The 19503-nt window shown below is 65.7% G+C and carries 12 protein-coding genes and 1 tRNA gene; 9 read left to right on the plus strand and 4 right to left on the minus strand.

Going from position 1 to position 19503, the window contains the following annotated elements; translation table 11 throughout:
* Nucleotides 1-426: 426 nt before the first annotated feature.
* From E1293_RS13355 to E1293_RS13370, 4 genes are all read left to right on the plus strand, one after another.
* Nucleotides 427-3951: an Eco57I restriction-modification methylase domain-containing protein gene (locus E1293_RS13355; protein WP_165978198.1), complete on the plus strand. Its 3525-nt coding sequence runs from the start codon at nucleotides 427-429 to the stop codon at nucleotides 3949-3951.
* On the plus strand, nucleotides 3948-7328 hold the full coding sequence (locus E1293_RS13360; protein ID WP_207938832.1) for a helicase-related protein: 3381 nt from the start codon (nucleotides 3948-3950) through the stop codon (nucleotides 7326-7328). The genes E1293_RS13355 and E1293_RS13360 overlap by 4 nt, the downstream gene beginning before the upstream one ends.
* A 330-nt stretch (nucleotides 7329-7658) precedes the next feature.
* Nucleotides 7659-8060 (plus strand): hypothetical protein, encoded by a 402-nt coding sequence (locus E1293_RS13365; protein WP_132197508.1) that lies wholly within the window; start codon nucleotides 7659-7661, stop codon nucleotides 8058-8060.
* A gap of 516 nt (nucleotides 8061-8576) precedes the next feature.
* Complete coding sequence (locus tag E1293_RS13370) at nucleotides 8577-9842, plus strand: site-specific integrase (protein ID WP_207938833.1); 1266 nt, start codon at nucleotides 8577-8579, stop codon at nucleotides 9840-9842.
* 55 nt (nucleotides 9843-9897) lie between these two features.
* Here E1293_RS13370 and E1293_RS47390 read toward each other — a convergent pair.
* Nucleotides 9898-10014: transfer RNA gene (locus tag E1293_RS47390), tRNA-Ser, on the minus strand.
* A 470-nt stretch (nucleotides 10015-10484) separates the two neighbouring features.
* On the opposite strand from E1293_RS47390, the gene E1293_RS13375 reads away from it, so the two are divergent.
* The 5 genes from E1293_RS13375 to E1293_RS13395 all read left to right on the plus strand — a co-directional run bounded on the left by E1293_RS13375 (nucleotide 10485) and on the right by E1293_RS13395 (nucleotide 17898).
* Nucleotides 10485-15326, plus strand: a complete 4842-nt coding sequence (locus tag E1293_RS13375; protein WP_165978199.1) for an HD domain-containing protein — start codon at nucleotides 10485-10487, stop codon at nucleotides 15324-15326.
* Nucleotides 15316-15645, plus strand: a complete 330-nt coding sequence (locus E1293_RS13380; RefSeq protein ID WP_132197514.1) for a hypothetical protein — start codon at nucleotides 15316-15318, stop codon at nucleotides 15643-15645. The genes E1293_RS13375 and E1293_RS13380 overlap by 11 nt, the downstream gene beginning before the upstream one ends.
* Entirely contained in the window at nucleotides 15642-16238 is a 597-nt protein-coding gene (locus E1293_RS13385) for a hypothetical protein (protein ID WP_132197516.1), read from the plus strand. Before E1293_RS13380 ends, E1293_RS13385 begins: the two co-directional genes overlap by 4 nt.
* 257 nt (nucleotides 16239-16495) lie before the next feature.
* The gene (locus tag E1293_RS49425) at nucleotides 16496-16891 is read left to right on the plus strand and encodes an Arm DNA-binding domain-containing protein (protein WP_132197518.1); all 396 of its coding nucleotides are present in this window, start codon (nucleotides 16496-16498) and stop codon (nucleotides 16889-16891) included.
* Nucleotides 16892-16899: 8 nt separating this feature from the next.
* Complete coding sequence (locus tag E1293_RS13395; RefSeq protein WP_165978200.1) at nucleotides 16900-17898, plus strand: site-specific integrase; 999 nt, start codon at nucleotides 16900-16902, stop codon at nucleotides 17896-17898.
* 346 nt (nucleotides 17899-18244) lie between these two features.
* Here E1293_RS13395 and E1293_RS13400 read toward each other — a convergent pair whose 3' ends face one another.
* From E1293_RS13400 to E1293_RS13410, 3 genes are all read right to left on the minus strand, one after another.
* On the minus strand, nucleotides 18245-18568 hold the full coding sequence (locus E1293_RS13400; protein ID WP_132197522.1) for a type II toxin-antitoxin system PemK/MazF family toxin: 324 nt from the start codon (nucleotides 18566-18568) through the stop codon (nucleotides 18245-18247).
* Nucleotides 18565-18834, minus strand: a complete 270-nt coding sequence (locus E1293_RS13405) for a hypothetical protein (RefSeq protein WP_132197524.1) — start codon at nucleotides 18832-18834, stop codon at nucleotides 18565-18567. Before E1293_RS13405 ends, E1293_RS13400 begins: the two co-directional genes overlap by 4 nt.
* A gap of 133 nt (nucleotides 18835-18967) precedes the next feature.
* Nucleotides 18968-19240, minus strand: a complete 273-nt coding sequence (locus E1293_RS13410) for a hypothetical protein (protein WP_132197526.1) — start codon at nucleotides 19238-19240, stop codon at nucleotides 18968-18970.
* Nucleotides 19241-19503 lie beyond the last annotated feature (263 nt).

Raw genomic sequence — 19503 nt, forward strand, 5'->3', positions numbered from 1 at the left:
CACCACCGCGATCGGCGCCTTCATCGACGGCTGGAACGACCGCTGCGAACCGTTCTCCTGGACCAAGGACGCCGACGAGATCATCGCCAAAATCAAAAGAAAAGAAACTTTTCGAGCGAGACACTAGCCGTCCTGTATCCGGCTCTCAACGGGATTGAAGCGACTGTATGCGGCATCACCGGAGACCCTGCGGTCGTCCCACGACTGGACGCCGACCGTGTGGAGCGGATCTGTGCCGTAGCCCTTGCCGAACCGAACCGGCATGCTGCAGCACGAACGTTGGAACGGCTGTTGGCCGGCATCACGGACCAGCTCACACCTGGGTTAGTGAACCGGGGATTGTTCGCCACCCACGAACTGCGCCAAGGAGTACCGCAGCGAGCTGACTGGCCGCAGGCATGCCAGGCGGCCACGCCGCTTCTTGGAATGACCGGATTGGAGTTGATCCGGGCGCTCGGCCACTTCAGTGTGCCGCGCGGCTCGGACGCGCTCCTGCTCACGGACGAGGGGACATCCCGGGCGATAGCTGTTCTGCTGGACGAGAGCGAGTTGTTTGATCGGCCGGGTGCCCGCTTCGGCTCGCAGTCGCCCATCGCACACGCTAGATGGCTGGCTGAACGCGAGAACGTCCGGTGGGTGATCGTGTTGCGGGGTAGCCAGATCCGCATTCACCCGGCCGAGCCCGATATCGGGGTTGGCCGGAAGAGCCCGAGCGAGACTTATGCCGAGTTAGATCTGGCGCTTCTACCGCCGGAGGACGCAGGGTACCTGCAGTTGTTCTTCTCACCGGCAGGGCTTCAGCCCGGTGGCACCATCGACCAGATCCTGTCAACGTCGGCGAACTTCGCCGCCGACCTGGGGACTCGCCTGCGGGAACGGATTTACCGCGACGTCGTCCCGGGCTTGGCGGTCGCGATCGCCGGCCGGATGGGCGCCATCTCTGAGGACGAATTGGAGGAGGCCTACCACCGCACCTTGCTCATCCTGTTCCGGTTGCTCTTCCTTGCCTACGCCGAGGACCGCGACCTGCTGCCCTACGGGCGTAACCCCCGCTATAGCCGCCACGCGGTCAAGACCCTGGCCCAGGAGTTCGCAGCCGAACCCGACCCGCGGTTCGATCCAGCCGCAACATCGTTGTGGGACGACATCCTCACTGTGTGGCGTGCAGTCGATGAAGGCAACCGCGGATGGGACGTTCCCGCCTACAACGGCGGTCTGTTCTCCCATGATCCGCAGCGCAACCCGTCCGGTGCCGCACTGACCGGCCTCCGACTGACCGATGCTGAGTTCGGGCCCGCACTGCGGGCGCTGCTGGTGGACAGCGGTGAGGACGGCACCCAAGGACCGGTGGACTTCCGATCGCTGTCCGTCCGGGAGTTCGGCACCATCTACGAGGGGCTTCTGGAGTCATCGCTGTCACTGGCCCCGACAGCGCTCACGATCGATGCCAAGGGCAAGTATCTGCCTGCTGGAGACGGTGACACCGTCGAGGTTTCGGCCGGACAGGTGTACCCACACAACAAGTCGGGCGTGCGCAAGTCGACCGGCTCCTACTTCACCAAACCTTTCGCCGTAGACCACCTGCTGGACCATGCGCTGGAGCCCGCCCTCGCCGGCCACCTGGACAGAGTCCGTGCCCTCTTGGACGCTGGCGACGAGGCCGGAGCAGCCGACGCCTTCTTTGACTTCCGGGTCGCGGACCTGGCCATGGGGTCGGGGCACTTCCTGGTCGCCGCAATCGACCGGATCGCCATCCGACTCACCTCCTTCGTGGCCGAGCACCCCATCCCTGCAGTCCACGACGAGCTGACCCGGCTGGGCGACGCCGCCCGCGAAGCTCTCGGCGATCAAGCGGGCGACGTGGAGATCGAGTGGTCCACGCTCCTGCGTCGCCAAGTCGCGCGCCGATGCATCTACGGCCTGGACCTGAACCTGATGGCGGTCGAACTGGCTCGGCTGGCGGTGTGGATCCACACCTTCGTACCTGGGCTGCCCATGTCATCGTTGGACCACGGACTGGTTCGGGGCAACAGCCTGACGGGCATCGGCACCATCGACGAAGTGCTGGATGTCCTGGACCCGGATACTGGTGGCGCCACCATCAGCATCTTCGACGAGCCCGTCCGTGATGCTCTGGAAACGGCACGAAGCCGGCTGATGCGTGTGGCCCGCACAGCGGAAGCCACCAAGCAAGAGGTGCACGCGGCCGCCCGCGCCTACAACGAGGCGCTCTCGGAAGCCACGGACGCCACCGCCCTGTTCAACGCAGCCATCGCAGTGCGCCTCGGCCTCCTCACAAATATCGCCACCCCTGACCAGGCGATCACGAAAGGCAACAGCACCGACATCCGCACCCGGATGGAAGAGATGCTGGTCGCCCACATGCCAGCGAGATTCCCCGAAGTCTTCCTGCGGGACCGGCCCGGATTTGATGTGCTCCTCGGCAACCCGCCGTGGGAAAAACTCCAGGTCGAAGAGCATTCGTTCTACGCGCCGCACTTCCCTGGCCTGCGGAGCCTGAGCCAGGCCCAAGCCAACCAGGAGATGGAACGCATCCGCCGCGAGCGGCCCGACCTCGCGCAGGAATACCGTCGGCAGACGGACGCGATGCAACTCGTCAAGACAGCCCTGGCGAAAGGGCCGTACCCAGGTCTGACAGTCGGCAGGCCCGACCTGTACAAGGCGTTCGCGTGGCGCATGTTGCACCTGACCCGCAGCGGCGGCCGTATCGGGGTGGTGCTTCCCCGCAAGGCACTCGAAGCCAGCGGAATGGCCGATTGGCGTCAAGTCGTCCTCCGCGAGGGAACGGTCACCGACCTCACCACGCTCACCAACACGGGCCGGTGGGTGTTCGATGACGTCCATCCGCAGTACACCATCGGGTTGGTCGCCCTGCGCGTAGACCGGTCACCCGAACCGGGACGACAACTCCCGCTGCGCGGCCCCTTCCACAACCTTGCCAGCTTCCATGCCGGAACAGTGAACCCCGCCGACGAACTGCCGGTCGACGCCTTACTGGACTGGTCGGAACCGGCTGCGATCCCCCTGCTGCCCGACGCCGATGCCCTCCGAGTCTTCCTCACCATCCGGGAGCATCCCCGGCTCGACCAGCCGGGCCCGGGCTGGCACGTCCGGGGGCTTCGCGAACTTAACGCCACCGACGACAAGCACCACTTCCGGTTCGACTACGCCCCAGGACTATGGCCGGTCTACAAGGGCGAATCCTTCGAACGATGGAATCCCGAAACGGGAACCGTGTACGCGTGGGCAGACCCCGCACACATCACCGACGTTCTTCAAGCCCGTCGCGCCAACCAGGTCCGAACGAGGAAGTCGGCCTTCTACCGGATGCCGACGACGTGGGCGGCCGACCCGAACACCCTGCCTTGCATGGCTCCCAGGATCGCCTGGCGGGATGTCGCACGGGCCACCGACAGCCGCACCATCGTGGCCGCGCTCGTGCCACCGCAGACCATCCTCACCCACCAGGCCTTCTACCTTTTCTGGCGAGACGGAGGAGCCAAGCAACAGGCCTACGTACTCGGCGTCATCTCCGCCATCCCCTTCGACTGGTTCGCCAGGCAAATGGTGGAGTCACATGTGACCGTCGAGTTCATGCGGGCCGCACCGATCCCGCAATTCGACCCGAACGCCGCGCTGTGCCAGCGGGCCGTTCACATCGCCGGCCGACTCGCGGCGGTCGACCACAGATACGCCGACTGGGCCGCCGAAGCAGAGGTCCCCGTCACCTCAGTGACTGACCCGGTCGAACGTGACAGCCTCATCGCCGAACTCGACGCCGTGGTCGCCCACCTGTACGGCCTGAGCCAAGCCGACCTGGAACACATCTTCGCCACCTTCCACCGCGGCTGGGACGGCCATGACCGGCGGGCGGCGGCCTTGCACCAATACGGCCGTTGGGCGCCCCACTCGGTGGCGGAGACGGCATGACGGCCACCCCTTGGCGGGACTTCAGGTCGACGTTCGCCACCAATCATCCCGAACAAGGGCAGACGGTCGCTGATGCGATCAATGTGTTGCTTGCCGGGATGCGGCAGAACCTGGTGGAGCCACCGGTGATCGCGATTGCGTCAGCCTACTTCAACCCGGGAGGCTTCATGCTGCTCGCAGATGAGTTGGAGCAGGCGGGAGCGGTGCGGTTGCTGCTAGGCGCCGAACCAGAGGAATCACAGCAACGGGTACGGCCACTGGCCGAAGGGGTGGGGAGTCAGGCATCGCGCGTCCGGATACGGCGGGCGCTCGAGGGACATGCGCGAGCACTGGAACGCGACCGTGACCTTCTGGGTTTCACCCGCGCCGCCGATTCGTCGGCCCGCCGGCTGGTGCGATGGTTGCGATCCGGCAGGGTGCAAGTGCGCCACTATCAGGCCGGATTCCTGCACGGCAAGGCGTTCATTATGGAGACCGCAATGCCGGGGGTGATCTCAGGGTCAAGCAACTTCACCTTCGCCGGCCTGTCCCGTAACAGGGAACTCAACCTCGGCCAGTACCAGCCGGACACCGTCGCCGCCGTCCGTGAATGGTTCGAAGAGGCGTGGCAGGCCGCGCCCCCGTTCGACCTGGCTGCGCTGTATGAGGCGCGGTGGAACCCGCACCGGCCGTGGGGTGTGTTCCTGCGGATGCTGTACGAGCTGTACGGCGCGGAAGTGGAGGCCGAGTCAGCAGCATGCGGTGGCTCACAGCTTGGGTTGACCGCGTTCCAAACCGATGGCGTCTGGCGGGCGCAGCGGATCATGGACCGCCTGAACGGGGTGATCGTCGCCGATGAGGTCGGGCTGGGCAAGACCTACATCGCCGGTGAAATCCTCCACGAGGCCGTGATCACCAATCGGCAGAAGGCTCTGGTTATCGCTCCAGCGACGCTGCGAGACTCGACATGGCGGCCGTTCTTGAGGGAGAAGAACCTGCCGGCCGATGTCGTGTCGTATGACGAGTTGCTGTCCGGGGTGGCGGACGCCGGACGGATGGGCTCGTCGCTGCAGCCGCTGGACGATTACGCGCTGATCGTCATCGACGAAGCCCACGCACTGCGCAATGCCTCCACACGGCGGGCCGAGGCACTGCGGGCCCTCGCTGAGGGAGCGGTGCCCAAGAGGTTGCTGTTGTTGACCGCCACACCGGTCAACAACAGCCTGTACGACCTTTACAACCTGATCTCCTACTTCGTGACCAACGACGCCGCGTTCGCCGACTCGGGGATCCCGTCGTTGAAGGGCTACTTCGACCGGGCCATGGCCCTGCACCCGGACGAACTGTCACCCGAGCACCTGTTCGATGTGATCGACCGGGTCGCGGTGCGGCGTACCCGCCGATTCGTCCGCCACCACTACTCCGGCGACCGCGTCGTCATCAACGGTGTCACCCGTCAGATCAGCTTCCCGACGCCGCGCGTCCGTCGGGTCGACTACGACCTGGAGGAGGCGCTACCGGGACTGTTCGACCAACTCGCCACCGCGCTCGGCGCCCACTCCGACGACGACCCGGAATCGGCGGTGAACCTGACCGCGCCCAGCGAGGTCCTCAGCCTGGCCCGATACGTGCCTTCCAGGTTCCGGCTCAACAGTGACACCGAGGAACAGTTCGAGCAGCAGAACGCCGGCCTGCTGCGCTCAGCACTGCTGAAACGCTTCGAGTCCTCGGCGTACGCCTTCCAGCGCACCCTGGAGAAGATGATCGCCAGCCACGAACAGTTCCTGTCCGCGCTGGAGCACGGCAAGGTGTTGACCGGCGACGCGCTGCGGGAATGGTCGGCCTCCGACAGCGACGAGATGGACACCTTCCTCGAAGCTCTGCAGGACGAAACACTTGCCGGTGTCCAAGACGCCGCCGACTACGACGTGACCGCGCTACACCAAGCCATCCAAGCCGACCGTGACCTGCTGAAATCCTTCCACCACCAGGTCCAGCAACACCACGCCAGCGCCGACACCAAGATCATCGCGCTGATTGAGGAACTCGCGGTCATCGCCCGGCAGGCCGCTGAGGAGTCCATCACCGAAGACGACGAGCGGGACAAACGCAAGGTCCTGGTGTTCTCCTACTACTCCGACACGGTCGAACACATCCACGGCCAACTCCAGACCGCAATCGAGACCGACCCCCGGTTGTCCGGCTACCGCTCCAGGCTCGCCACCGCCTCAGGTCCCGACCGGCACGGACGCGCCGAAGTCATCGCCGGATTCGCCCCCCGCACCGCCGGCGGCGACGGCGAAGAGGACCGCTACGACCTCATCATCGCCACCGATGTCCTCGCCGAGGGCGTCAACCTCCAGCAGGCCCGCCACATCATCAACTACGACCTGCCCTGGAACCCGATGCGGCTGGTCCAACGGCACGGACGCATCGACCGGATCGGCTCCCACCACCGCGAGGTGTACCTGCGCTGCTTCTTCCCAGACCGGCACCTGGAGAGCCTGCTGGGTCTGGAGGACAAACTCCAGCGCAAACTAAAACAGGCCGCCGCGGCAACTGGAGTGGGCGAGGTCCTTCCCGGCTACACCGGCCGCGACGTCAGCATCACCGAGACCCGAACCGAGATCGACCGGCTCCGCCGCGAAGACGCCACCCTCCTCGAAGAAGGCGGCTCCTCCGCATTGTCCGGTGAGGAGTACCGACGCCAGCTCACCGCCAATCTGAACAACCCCCTGATCCGTCGAACGTTCCTCGGATTGGCCTGGGGCAGCGGCTCCGGTTTCGTCCGCACCGGAGCTCAGCCTGGGCTGGTCTTCTGCGCACGCATCGGCGACCACCCCAAACCCTGGTTCCGCTACGTCCCGCTCACCCCCGACCTGACCATCGACCCCGACGATGACGGCTCACCCATCGTCATCGACGACACCTTGGCCTGCCTCACCGCAGCCGACCCAGGCGGCCCCGACACCCCGGCCGAATTCCCTGACGCGGTCTACCAGGCCGCCATCAACGCCTGGGTGGTCGCCAAGGCCCACATCGTCGACGCCTGGACGCACAACACCGACCCCGCCAATCTCCAACGCCCGGTCCCCAAGGTCATGCGAGACGCCGCAGAACTCGTGCGCCACCACGGCGCGCACCTAGGCGACCGGCAAGACGAACTCGTCGAACGTCTCCAAGCCCCCTACAGTCCCCGCATCCTCCGCACAGTCCGCGCCACCGTGAACCAACCAGGCAGCCCCCAGGAGCGAGTCGACCAAGTCGCGGACCTGGCCGACCGCCTCGGCCTGGTACGCCAGCACGCACCACTACCCCTCCCGCCCATCACCTCAGACGACGTCCACTTAGTCTGCTGGATCGCCATCACGCCCCACCTCGGACCCCTAGACACATAATCCGGGATACCCCGCCACATCATTCAGTTCGTGTCGGGGTGATGGCGCAGGCCTGTGTGCAGGTAGCTCGCCACCATCAGGAACCGGGATCCTAGGGATGGGCCTTGAGCGATGACCCCGAGGTCTGCCAGGAGGGCGTCCAGCTTCCGCCAGACCTACTTCGACGCCGTGGAGCGGGCCAAAGCCGAGTACGTCTGCCCTCGGACGGCGCGGTGACCGCGGTGACCGCCGCGCCTGGGAGGACCGTCACTCCGGCCAAGGCCCGGTACCGACCAGGTGCGGATACGTGTTCTCCTAGGAGCTTCGCCCTCTCACTCTTCGGAGGACCGTGTGGAGAAGATGCCTCTCGCCGTCGAGAAGCTGGTCCGGTTGATGGTCATGCTCCCGCCCGATCAAAGCGAGCCGCTGTGGAAGAGCGTGGCCGCCGACTGCGGCGATCACCACGCGGAGATTGCCTCAATCCGCTGGCACGTCGGTGAGGCGGCCAGAATGTGGCCCCAGGGTGCTCCACGCACTCTCGCCGAGGCGGTGCTCACTGCGTTCGGCGACTCGAGCGAGACGACCCTGCGGCTGTTGTCGGAGGCGATCCTTGCTCGGCAGGGAGCTGGACCGAAGGTAGGAGCGGTCTGGGCCGCCCGGGCCTGCGAGGCCGCCATCGACGTCCTCGCCCATGCCGACTCGTTGGAGGAAGTACTCCACCAGGCCAAAGGTAAATGGAGCCTGCGACCCTGACCACGGCACTACAATCGCCTAGCTCAGACGAGATCGTTCCTCCCGAATGCGCACGTTCGGGGGGAACACCCTCGGGATCCTGACACGGTGGGCATCAGCGCTCGGTTGAGGTGATGACAACATTTGAATAGGCCGCAGGACCCCTCGTGCCCGGCAGGGCGCAACCATGTGGACCCGTTCTGGGTGTTATGGGTGGAAGCTTGAGATACCTTTCAGTGTTGGTTCAGCTCGCGACATGGTATGTAGTCTCAGGTTTCGATGAAGGGGTCGACGTACAAGAGGTGTAAATGCCGTGGCGCGGACGGAAAGGAACTTGCTGCCCGCTGTCCGCAGTTGCGTCACGAGGACGGCACGTGGAATCCGCGGCACGGTACCTGGTACTTCTACCTGGAGCTCGACGCTGGCCCGGGTGGCAAGCGCCGTCGGATTCGCCGGGGCGGATTCACCAGGCAAGAGGACGCTGAGAACGCTCTTGAGGATGCACGGTGCCGGGCATTGCGGGGCTTGGATCCGGGTGTGCGGTACACGCTCGGGCAATATCTTGACGAGTGGCTGGCCGGCCACGGAGGTCTGCGCCGGAGTACTCGCAAATCCTATGGCGAGCACATCGAGTACTACCTCAAACCCCACCTGGGTCACATCGAACTGGACCAGCTACGCGTTTCGCACGTGAATGAGATGTTCGCCGCGATCGACGCCGACAACGAGCGCATCTTGTGGGCGGCCGGGGAACGCCGGCGATTGCTTGCGGCGGTCCGGCAGGCATGGCGATCCGGGGACAAGAACGAGCACAGAGCCGCTCGCGCCGAACTGGCCGGGCTTCCGCCGCATCGCCGGACGGTCGGAGCGGCGACGATGCAGCGCATCCGCGCTACCCTCCGGTCGGCCCTGGCAGACGCGGTACGGCAAGGCCTGACCGCAGTGAACGTAGCGAAGCTGACCAAGCTCCAAACAGGCAAGCGCCCCAAAGCACTGGTGTGGACCAGCGAACGCGTCACCACATGGCAGACCGCCTACGAGCGGGAACTGGCGGCAGAGCGGGCCAGCGGCCATACGGTCAACGCGTTCAAGGTCTGGGTGTCGCTGCCGCGCCCTTCACGGGTGATGGTGTGGACGCCCGAACAGATCGGAATCTTCCTCGATCACGCCGCAGACCACCCTCTCTACCCGCTGTTCCACCTGATGGCATTCCGGGGCCTGCGACGCGGGGAGGCGTGCGGACTCGCATGGCCCGACCTCGACCTGGCCGCGGCGTCGCTGACCGTCCGGGAGAACCGCGTGAAGATCACCTACCAGGAGATCGAGGACGGGAACCCCAAGACCGACGCCGGCGAAGACACGATCCCGCTCGACTCGGGCACCGTCACTGTGCTCGAAGCCCACCACCGTCGGCAGGACGAGGCCAGGGCCGAGTGGGGCCAGGCGTGGCAGGAGTCGGGAAAGGTCTTCACCCGGGAGAACGGCTCGGCACTGCATCCCGACCACGTGACGGACGCGTTCGCCCGGCTGGCTTACGGTGCCGGGCTGCCGCCCATCCGTTTGCATGACCTCCGCCATGGCGCCGCGACGCTGATGCTCGCTGGTGGCGCGGACATGAAACTGGTCCAGGCGCTGCTGCGGCACTCCTCGCTCGCCATCACTGCCGACACCTACACCAGCGTCCTCCCCGAGGTCGCCCGCGAAGCCGCAGAAGCCGCTGCGGCACTGGTGCCAAGGAAGATCCCGGTTGAGGAAGACCGTCCTTCCGTCCTCCCCACGTCCTCCCAAGACAAGGAGGAGTAGCCAGTCACTCCGTGCACACGACACGTTTCCGCAAGCCACATAGGCGATGCGTGAGTGGGCCGCCTGGGACTCGAACCCAGAACCTACGGATTAAAAGTCCGAAATTGTCGTGTCGGAACAGGTTGCACAGTGGCATTGCATGCCGAACCGTCCGCATCTCACCCGATTTCCCTGCTGTCCGATGTTAGTGCATGCCGATTCGTTTCAGAACCGCCGAGCCGACAACGAGCCGCCACAGGTCGTTGGTGATCTTTTGGCATGCTCGGCTGCGGCCTCGCCTGACCTGTACGGACGGAGTAATCGGCAAGTGCAGGGTCCGCGCTCCGTAGGTTCGCTTCGCTTGTCTCCGCGCCTTGCCTGTTCGTCCCCCTTGCGCTTGCCGAGCCGCGGGACGAGCTTGAACCGCCGACTGGTCCGATACGCCAGCAAGGCATGGACGCGCTGGGTATTCGCCAGGCAGCCGGGGCCTACCGTCTGGCGATCGGGCGCCGCCCGCGCCCCCAGCACCGCGCTCGCTGTACGGCGGGGCGCCCTTCATCTTCGGTCGCGCCGGTAGCGGACAGATCGGCCGATCTCGTGGAAGGGCGTCTTCCCATCGGGATAATGGTTGCTGATCCCAGCCACTCGCGTTAGGTGCTGCTTGTGAGCGATCGCCGTGCCCTCCTGATCGGTGTTTCGGAATACGACGGCGACCTCTTCAAGCCACTCGGCGGGACTGTTGATGCCGATATCGGCCGTATGGCGCAAGCGCTCGGGGAATCGGAGTACCTCATCGAACGCTGTGTCCCGAGCCATGGGGTGCAGCCCAATCGTGGGGCGATCCAGCAGGCCCTGCGTCGCGCCTGTGTGGAGGCGCCCGTTGGCGGCGTCCTGCTGATCTACTACTCCGGCCACGGGATAGTGATTGGTGGACAGTCCTACCTGATTCCCAAGGACTTGGTCGCGGACCTGGAGGACAGCACTCAGCCGGACCCCGACAGCCTTATTCCGCTGGTGCCGAAGGCCGTCGAGAAGTGCCCCGCCAGATTGATCGTCCTGGTCGTGGACGCCTGCCGCGACGATCCGTCCGGCCGGTCCGCGCCTGGCTTGTCCGGCGGGCGGCTGTACCACCCACCGAACGGCGCTTTTGTCCTGCTCACCAGCTGTGACCAGGGCCAGACGAGCGGATACGACGAATCGGGGAGCTTCTTCACTCAGATGCTCAGCGAGGTCCTCGCCCGCCGTCACCCCGCTCGCACGCTGGACGAAGTCTTCGAGGCAGCCAGGGAGCGGATGGCCCGCCGGATGGCGCACACCGACGCGCCGGACCAGACCCCGCAGCGCACCTGGGCAAGCGACCGCGTCGCCGGCGCGGAGTTGATCTGCGAGGGCGACCGGATCAGCGCCGCCTGGGAGCGGGCCGTCACACGTACCCGCCTTTGGTCCCGGGCGAGTTGCGACGAGGACCTCGTAGAGAAGACCCGCAGATCCGTCGTCAAGGTCGTTGAGACGTGCGCACGGGACTGGCTATCGTCCGAAGCCTTCCTTCGGGACCATGCCGATCTGTCCGATCCATGGTCGTCGCACTTTTACCCGACCAGGGTCCTCGACGCTCTCGACTTGTGCCTCAGCCCGGACGCGCGCCTCACAGCCCAGGAACTCGGCATGCTCATCGCCGCCCCGTTCCTACGTGAGGCGACCATGGCGGACGGTATCCGTGACGCGGCCCGCCTCCGACCGACCAACTTCGAGCGGCTGTTCGCCAAGGGGCTGCGTGACGACCTCGAACTTACCTTCGCGATGTACGACCACGTCTGCCGCCGGGCTGAGGGGCTGGAGCGACGCCATCGCCTCGAAGCCAGAGACGCCCTAGCCATGTGGCTCGTCCACCGCTGGCTCGTCGCCCGCCCCCGCCTCTGGGAGGGCGCCGCCGCCTGCGAGGTCTCCCGACGGCTGGCCAGGGCCCTGTCCGCCGCCGGAAGTACTGGACGGCTCACCACCGACGAACTCGCCGAAGTGTCCAGGATCCTAATGCACAGCGTGGGCGCCGACGCCGACGACCAGCGGCTCACCGAGCGAATCAAGGGCACCGACTTCACCGACACCACCCGCGCGCTGGCGGCGCTGCTCGCCGTCGCCGGCGCTATGGCAGCCGACACCCGCCGCATGCCGACAGTCGTCGTCGACCACCTTGGCATCACCGACGAACTCCAACTCGGCGCCCTCCAACGCGCAGTCGAGCTTCTCACCTGGGAAGCCGAGGCCGACGGCACGCGTCGCCTGACCGCGACATGCGATCACCCCGCCATCCACGACGCGCTCGAACACGTCGCGAAGGCAGCCGAGCGCGCCCGCATCGAGTTCCCCGGGCTCGGCGGCATGGACCCGGCGCTACTCGAAGGGCTGCCTGCCCGCCTGACCCACGACGGCCTGCGCGCAGTCAACCGTGAGGGGCGCCCTGTATACAAAACGCCGCTGCTCGCCTTCCGGCTATCGGACGAAAAGATCCGCGAACTGCTCATGGGGAGGCAACTCTACGGAGACTCGTCCCTGGCGATCCGCGAGCTGTACCAGAACGCACTCGACTCGTGCCGGTACCGCCGGACCCGTCGGCGGTACCGCGAACTGCGCGGGCTCGATCTCGCTCCCTGGGACGGGCGCATCACCCTAAGGCAGGGTACGGATGCTACCGGGCGCGGTTACATCGAGTGTCGCGACAACGGCATCGGGATGACCGTGGAGGCGTTGAAGAACACTTTTGCCAATGCGGGCGAGCGTTTCGTCTACCGCCAGGACTTCCGTTACGAGCAGGCCCGCTGGCAGGAGCTGGATCCCTCCCTGAGGCTCATTCCCAACAGCCAGTTCGGCATCGGCGTCTTCAGCTACTTCATGATCGCCGAGGAGATCGAGATCAAAACCCGGTCAGTCGACGAGGATGACCAGACCGGGCAGGCGAACCAGATCCGAATCGCGAGCAGCGGAAGCCTCTTCCAGATCACCACGTCGGCCGGCAGTGAGCCGGAGGGTGGGACCAGCGTGCGCTTGTACCTCACCGGCGACGAGCAGGTCTCGGTGCTCCGGACCCTGCGGCGGCTCCTGTGGCTGTCGGAATTCCGGGTCGAGGTGACGGAGGATGAGGTGGGTAGCGAGACCTGGTGGCCCGAGACTCTCCGCCCTCCGGGTGGAACCGCCGAACTGCTCCAGCACGAGACCGACCTGTGGTGGGTCCCGGGCGAGGGCGGCATCACCGCTGACGGCATAAGGACCAACGAGGAGATGCACGGCCTCGTGGTCAACCTGCGGGACGAGAACCGCCCCCGGTTCTCAGTGGACCGCAACACCCTCCAGGGATGGAACAAGAAATGGGTCAGAAGACAGATCCGAGCTTCGCTCCCTTCCTTGGTCGAGTGGCCGCAGTTCTCCCTCACGTGGCTCTGGAAGGTCGCCGGATCCTCTCCGGAGATCGCCCGGCAGATCTTCGAGCACCTTATGGATAATGAGGGCGAGATCAGCATCGGTGGAACCTGGGGCCGCGACGAACATGCTCCGATTCGGGAAATTGGATGCCTGCCCATCGATGAGATTATCATGGCCCAGCGCAACCACTGGTGGATGGGAAATAGAAATGCATGGATCCGGTCCTGGAGAATAGGCGTCTGGGTGAGCAGTGGGATCGTTGGAAGTTATGGGAACATACCTATCCCGCGATCCCTGGAAGGATTTCCCGCGGTGGAGCCCGCCGACGCTCATTCGATTAAGAAGGTCTACGAGGGTGGGGATATCCTTAATAGGGCATCACTCGGAAAGCCGCCCATCGAACTCCTTCTTCAGATACGGAGCCCGCGAGACGAAGTCCCGCTTGAGCGCCTCCGCCGCCTGCGGCGGTTCTCGATCGCTGGCCTCGATGTTTCGCAGTTGCGCAATGTTCCGCTCCCGACACGCAGTCTGGACAAGGAGGAGGAACCTCTCCAGTGGGCCCTGGCCGCCTGGGCCCGAAACGATGCCGCGCAAACCCCATGCTTGGGCGGCTCGTTGGCGCGGGTCTCCGCCCATCTCAACATATCGATCGGTGAGCTTCTCCAGCGGATTGACGATCTCCTTCCGGGGGCCGTCTCCAGTTTGGGACGGGATCTCGATAGCCTTCGCGAGCATGTATTCAACGATATCGAGGTCAAACTTTTCACCAGGGATCTTGACGGCTTGGAGCCCTGGATCGGCCCGGAGGTAACTCCCGCGCATGTGGCCAAGGCTGTGGCCAGGCTCGATCTGGACGTGTCGGCGATAATCGAGATGTTCGACCGCTTCGCCCCACTCGGTTACACGGTCACCATGCGCGATTGTTATCCCGATGAGCTGACTGCCGCGGAGATCGGTGTCCTACAAGTGGTTCCCGAGGTCGGCCGGGTGCTGGCTCCGATCGAGTTCCTGGCATTGGCGACGCGGCTGGAAAAGAACGTCTACGAGCTCGCTCGTGAACTTGAGCGGGTCGTGGCGGCAGGGTTCATCACCGTCCCCGACCTGGCAGGTCTCGGCGGCGGCTACGCGACCGAGGCTGAGGCGGAGATACTGGACACCATCGGGCGACGTCTGGACTCTGAAGAGAGGTACAGAACAAGCCTCTGGTCGGTCTTGTGTGATCTTATGGGAAAGATCGGAATCGAGGGGCGCCCAGGATATGAACGAAGGTTGAAAGATTACGCCAGACTGATCGGGATGTTAGTGCCGGAGCGCCCTATCACCGTTCCCGAACTCTTCTACCTTGCCTGGGAATTAAAGGTTGACCTAGGTGCCGCAATCGAGCAGTGCGTACGGGTCCTTGGTGATGCCGCAGATCTGTCCGTGGTTCCGAAGGAAGCGTGGGAGTCACGGATCTCTGGCCATCGAATCACCGAATATAATGCACTCACTGGCGACCTTTTCGAACACTACTATGCTGTGGACCCAGTCGACTGGCGGATCGATCCTTGGCGCATTCTTGCCTCGTCTGCGCGTCTTCGTCTCTCGGTAAAGGAGATGCTGGAGCGGCTCGACGAGTGTCGTACGGTCGGGGCTCCCGTGCCCGAGGTGAGCGAATCCGTGGCGGCGGACTATCTGGAATTCTTCCCAGACAGCTACGACCTCGCCATGACGAGTGAGGCCGACGAGGGCTATCGGGACCGTCCTGTCAACCGAATCGACGCGCTCCACCTCGTCAAGACCGCCGGGCGGTTCGGGTGGACATTGGCTTACACGGATCAGCGATTCCGTCGGATCGAACCGCTCGGTCTGGAACTCGACTATCCGGCGGACGCCTGCCCGGAGGGGCTCGTCCACTGGCAGGACCTCCTGGTCCTTACCACATCTCTGGACGGGCAGGCCCCGGTTGTCAGCGGAGTCATCAGGCGGGATCACATCGCCGCGGCGGCGAGGGACATCGAGGAATCCGAGGAGCAGGTCGTGGCCAGGCTCCGCAAATACCGACCCCTGTTCGGCTACACAGTGGAAGGCCACGACGATGAGTGGTGATCGGCTCCCGATCGAGACCCACCGGGCCGTCGAGTACCGGCTGGTCGACCACGGGTTGCAGGACGGCGGGTTCACCGTGACGCGTGCCGCCGACGGGGCCCGGTACGACATCATCGGCGTCTGCCCGGGATGCGGGGCGCGGGTCGTCCGACAATGGACGTTCGGGCCGCCTGGGGCCAAGAGCCGGCGGGACGAACGACGCATGCCGAAGCCCGGACCCCGCACCCTCACCTGTGACTGCGGCAGCGTCCACGCAGACCGGCCACCGGAGAACTACGACAAGGGGTGTGGAGCGTTCTGGCAGGTGATGCTCCCGTGAGCCTCGACCGGTACCGCTGGGACATGAAGGCCCAGCAACTTCGGTTCGACAAGGTCGAGACGGCGCGGAGGCAGGCCGAGAGTTGGCGAACCGGCCTTGCCGGGCTTACCACGCTGTTCGGGGCAGTCTTGGTCGTGAAGGGCCGAGACGGGTTCACCGACCTGGAGACGTGGGCCAAGTGGGGCGTCATCGCCCTGCTGCTCCTGGCATTGGCCGCGCTGGTCACCGCCACACTCCGCGCTCTATCCGCGGCGCACGGATCACCGTCCGACGAGATCCTCATGACCGGAGAGGACCTGGAGAGCTGGTCCGATGGCGAGGTCGTCCGCGTCCGGCACTCCATGGCATGGGCCCTCCGCCTGACGCTGCTGGCAGTCCTCATGATCGCTGTCGCGGTCGTGCTGACCTGGACGGCGCCGACATCGAAGCAGGAAGTAGTCCTCCTCACCGTGGACACCGCCGGAGCGCGCTACTGCGGCAGGCTCGTCAGCGCCGCTGACGGCAAAGTGATCCTCTCCAGGGACAAGACCATGCGGATCATCCCGCTGGCAACGGTCAAGGCGATGGAGATCGTAGCCAAGTGCCCGTCCTAAAGACATCCCAGGGCGCAGATTGAGGTGCCCCGGCTTCTGTGATGGGAGGCACGCCAGGAGGAGTTCCTGTCGCCCTAGCCCGAGGCTGTGCTGTCGTACTCGGTAGGCCAGTCTGTCGCCGTCTGTGATGGTCGATGCATCCATTGCAGACCCACCCTGCCCTTATGAGAAGAGTGAGGAGTGCTGGTGGTGTGTACCGGCGATGCGGCTGCGAGGATCCCGACAGTGGCAGGGCGATAGGCCGCAGGTGCCCGCGGTTGGCGGCCGAGCGCAGCCACGGCAGCTGGTACCTGCGCCTCGAACTGGGAACCGGACCGGACGGTCGCCGTCGACGGGTCCGCCGGGGCGGGTTCCCGACCCGCAAGGCCGCGCTGGAGGCGTTGGTACGGTTGCGCGGCCCGGCGGGGAGTCCGCTCACGGTGGCCGAGTGGCTGCAGCGGTGGCTGGATAACCGCCAGGGTGCGCCGTCCACGGTGACCGGTTACGCCGATCATGTGCGGCGGTATCTGAGCCCGTTGCTGGGGCATCTGTTGCTGGCGGAGGTGGCGGTGGCGCATGTGGAGGAGATGTTCCAGGTCATTGCCCGCGAGCATCAGGAAGCGGGTCGGCGGTTGTCGGCTGCGACGTTGGATCGGATCCGTGCGACGCGTTGAATGCGGCGTTGAATGCGGCGTTGCGGGCGGGGCTGGTGGAGGAGAACCCGGCGTCGCTGGTGGCGTTGCCTGCGACCCGGCGGCCGCGGGCGGTGGTGTGGACCGCCGCCCGTGTCCGGCATTGGCGTAAGACCGGGGAGCGGCCGGCGGTGGCGGTGTGGACGGTGGCGCTGACCGTGCAGTTCCTGGACGCGATCGCCGCGCATCGTTTGTATGCGGCCTACCATCTGATCGCGTTACGCGGGCTGCGCCGCGGTGAGGCAGCCGGGCTGCGTTGGTGCGATGTCGACTTGGACGAGGGAACCGCGGTGGTCTGCCGCCGACTGCAGCCCAGGGACGGGCGGCTGACGGTATGTCCGCCCAAGACCGCGCATAGCACCCGGGTGATCGCGCTGGACCGCACCACCATCGCTGTGCTGCGCGTGCACCGCTCCCGGCAGCAGGCCGAAGCGGACGCCTATGGTGAGGGCTATCGCGACAGCGGGTATGTGTTCACCAACCTCGATGGTGACCCGGTCGCCCCGGGCCGGCTCACCCACGTGTTCCAGAAGCTGATCGCCGTCCACGGGGTGCCGCCGATCCGGTTGCACGACCTGCGCCATGGCGCGGTGACGCTGGCGCTGGCGGCCGGGGTGGAGTTGAAGGTGGTGCAGGAGATGCTGGGGCATTCCAGCATCGTGCTGACCGCCGACACCTACACCTCCGTGCTACCCGAAGTCGCGCACCGCGCCGCCGAGCAGACCGCAACGCACCTGCTGCGCGCCGCGGGCAGGGTGCCCGGCACCACCCGACGCCGCGGCCGTGCCCTGGCCCGGCGCAGGCAACCTACCTGGGGCCACCCCCGGACGGCTCTGGTGCGGCGCCGGGCGACCAGTAGGCGTCCCACATCGGCAGGTCCCCGCCCACGGGCTCGGCCGCCTGGACGCCTCCGCTCGGATACTGCGTATCGGCTGCGTGATCGAGAGCCTGCGCTCCTCGCCCCACCCGACGACCTGCGAAAGGACTAACCGCACACCGGTGGCGTGCCACCTCGAGTTGGTCGGCGCGGGGATACAGCCTTGCCTTCACCAATCGCACGGGAGAGATGCGGGCCTCGGCTCAGCTTGTGCGCCCTCTCGGCCCCAGGAGGGCCTCATCCCGGCCCCAGGCATGATCACCCACGCGTGGCGTAGAGCGTGTTTGCCCTGGTCAAGGGTGGTGGGTTGCGTGGGACTCGAACCCACAACCTACGGATTAAAAGCGTCCGCATCGAGCTCAATTTTCATGTCGGACAATGCCGTCGCGTGCCGATCTGTTTCGGAACCGCCGAGCCGACAACGAGCCGCCATGGACCGTTTTTCCGAGCGGCACAGGTCAACGCAGAAGGCCGCAGTAACGCAACAGGCCATGCTCGACCTGTGCCAGGTCGTCTCGTGCGAGGTAGTCAACGATTTCGCCGACGACGTACATGACGTCGATGGTACGGATCTGATCAATCAAGATCTTGGTTTCCCGCCCGGCGATGACGACCTCCGGCCTGAAGACCGACGCTTGGGCGCTGGTCGAGGTAGGGATGATGGTCACCGTGGACCAGGCGTTCTGCTCGATGCTGATGATGAGCCCGAGGCGCCGTCCCCGTTGTTCGTGGCCACGTTTTGCATCACCCAGGTCCACCGGATAGACCGCTCCCCGGATCATGGGTGATCCTGCGACCTTGCCGGAACGGTCAGGCCGGTACCGGTGATGCGGATGTTGCCGTCGGCGTCGTACTCCCAGGCATCCGCTTCAGCGGACAGGTCTTCGGTCCTCAGCCGGTGCATGTCGGCCCGGGCGCGTTCTTCCCATGCCTCGCGGTCCAGCAACCGCAATGCGCGACGGATGACGTCACTGGTCTTCTCGTCCTTGTGACGATTGGCTTCGATGACACGGAGGTCTTCTTCGGTGGGACGGAATCCGACGCTCATGGACCTAGCGTACAACAATTGTTAGACGTTCGCGGAGTCGCCGCCATCACGGCGCCTGCGATCAGCCCGGGAGTCAAGGCAGCTCGGCCGGCGGTTCCGGGGCAGCAGGTGGCTGCCCCGGCTGCACCCGGAACTAGAACAGCGCCCAGGCTTGTTCGGCCCTGGTGGCTATCCAGGGAAGTGGGTCAAGCCGCGAGGCGTGGTTCGAGGCGGGCGAGGTGGGCGGTTCGGGTGCGTTGCCGGTCCACCAGGCGTGGAGCCGTAGCAGGTTGAGCGCGGTGGCGCTGGAGATGTGTTCCAGGTGGGTCTCGGCCAGGCCGCGGCAGCGGGCGCGGTGCATGCCGCTGACGGCGGCGGCCTTGTGCCTGCCGAAATGACGTCCGTGCGGGTGAAGCGTGCAGGGCATGGGTTCTGGCGCGGGGCTTGATCAGTTCGCAGGGACGGGCGTGGCGAGGCGGTCGTCGCGAGATGAAGAGCGGCCGTGCTGTTGCGACTGGCCTACTTGACCGTGGCGAACACCTTCGCGGCCCTCCGCCTGCTCCCGATGGTCGATCGCGACAAGGACGCTGAGATCTTGGTGTTGGGGCATCAGATCGTCGTGCTGGAGCGCCAGCTGGCCGGGAACAGGATGCGGTTCACTACGGCGGATCGGGCGCTTCTCGCGGCGTT

Source organism: Actinomadura darangshiensis (genome assembly GCF_004349235.1).
Taxonomy (GTDB): Bacteria; Actinomycetota; Actinomycetes; order Streptosporangiales; family Streptosporangiaceae; genus Spirillospora; species Spirillospora darangshiensis.

Bases quoted from the DNA above. Each gene is read 5' to 3' on its own strand.
- E1293_RS13410 (WP_132197526.1), bottom strand. From the start codon at position 19,240: ATGCCCTGCACGCTTCACCCGCACGGACGTCATTTCGGCAGGCACAAG.
- E1293_RS13400 (WP_132197522.1), bottom strand. From the start codon at position 18,568: ATGATCCGGGGAGCGGTCTATCCGGTGGACCTGGGTGATGCAAAACGT.
- E1293_RS13405 (WP_132197524.1), bottom strand. From the start codon at position 18,834: ATGAGCGTCGGATTCCGTCCCACCGAAGAAGACCTCCGTGTCATCGAA.
- E1293_RS13355 (WP_165978198.1), top strand. From the start codon at position 427: ATGACCGGATTGGAGTTGATCCGGGCGCTCGGCCACTTCAGTGTGCCG.
- E1293_RS13360 (WP_207938832.1), top strand. From the start codon at position 3,948: ATGACGGCCACCCCTTGGCGGGACTTCAGGTCGACGTTCGCCACCAAT.
- E1293_RS13380 (WP_132197514.1), top strand. From the start codon at position 15,316: ATGAGTGGTGATCGGCTCCCGATCGAGACCCACCGGGCCGTCGAGTAC.